Here is a 1308-nt window from a genome sequence, read left to right on the forward strand (position 1 = left end):
CGTGGGGCCAGGCCCGCGGAGTGAGGGGCTGGCGGAACGGGTCGAGGGAGGGGGGAGTCGCGATCTCGAGCCGTCCCGCTGCAGGTCCCGCCTGCTGGCCCCGGTGACGAGGGGGATGTCAACGGGGCCGGCGGGCCGCGGCTCGGCAGGGGGGAGACGAGCCGCGGTCACTGCCCGTGATCAGCCGGGAGTGCGTGGAATCCGGCTGAGCGGGACATGCCCAACCTGTCAGATGTCGACCAGTAATCACAAGACTACTGGTTACTCCGTTCGAGTGAAATTCACTCACGGGGTTAACAGCGTGCAGCGCCTTGCACTCTTTGGCCTGCTTGTCGGCAACCCGCCTGCGCGTCGGGTGAAGGTGTTACTCCCGGGTAACGCACTCTGGGTAGAGGGGTGGACGCACTACTGGCAGCGCTGGGCAGCTCTGGCAGGCTGGTGGCCATGGCCGAACTTGGGACCCTGGTGCTGCTGCGGCACGGACAGAGCACGTGGAACGCGGAAAACCTGTTCACCGGCTGGGTGGACGTGCCCCTTTCGGAGACCGGCGAGCGGGAAGCCCGCCAGGGCGGGCAGCTGCTCGCCGAATCGGGGCTGCTGCCGGACGTGGTGCACACGTCGCTGCTGCGCCGGGCGATCAGCACGGCGAACATCGCCCTCGACGCCGCCGACCGGCACTGGATCCCGGTCAAGCGCGACTGGCGGCTCAACGAGCGGCACTACGGCGCGCTGCAGGGCAAGAACAAGAAGCAGACGCTGGACGAGTTCGGCGAGGAGCAGTTCATGCTCTGGCGTCGCTCCTACGACACGCCGCCGCCGGCCATCGACCCGAAGGACGAGTTCAGCCAGGTGGGCGACGCGCGTTACGCGGACCTCGGCGACCAGGCTCCGCTGACGGAATGCCTGAAGGACGTCGTGGCCCGGCTGCTGCCGTACTGGGAGTCGGCGATCGTCCCCGATCTGCAGGCAGGCCGCACGGTCCTGGTGGCCGCACACGGCAACTCGCTGCGTGCGCTGGTGAAGCACCTCGACGGGATCTCCGACGAGGCCATCGCCGCGCTGAACATCCCGACCGGGATTCCGCTGCGCTACGACCTGACGCCGGACCTCAAGCCGGTCAAGGCGGGCGGCGAGTACCTGGACCCGGAGGCGGCGAAGGATGCCGCCGCCGCAGTCGCGAACCAGGGCCGCTGAGCCCTCGCGCGCTTGCCTCCGCCCGTTCGGGTCGTGAGTGCTGATCCCGGTTCTAACCCAATGCCGTGTAGCTTAAGTTGATCTTGTTTGTGGTGTTGGTGTCCGGCGTGGCGG

The 1308-nt window shown here is 68.3% G+C and carries 1 protein-coding gene; it reads left to right on the plus strand.

Annotation, left to right across the window (positions count from 1 at the left end; genetic code table 11):
- Positions 1 to 444: 444 nt before the first annotated feature.
- Complete coding sequence (locus D0D37_RS46335; RefSeq protein ID WP_116206899.1) at positions 445 to 1194, plus strand: phosphoglyceromutase; 750 nt, start codon at positions 445 to 447, stop codon at positions 1192 to 1194.
- Positions 1195 to 1308 lie beyond the last annotated feature (114 nt).

This window comes from Amycolatopsis circi (genome assembly GCF_003385235.1).
Lineage (GTDB): Bacteria > Actinomycetota > Actinomycetes > Mycobacteriales > Pseudonocardiaceae > Amycolatopsis > Amycolatopsis circi.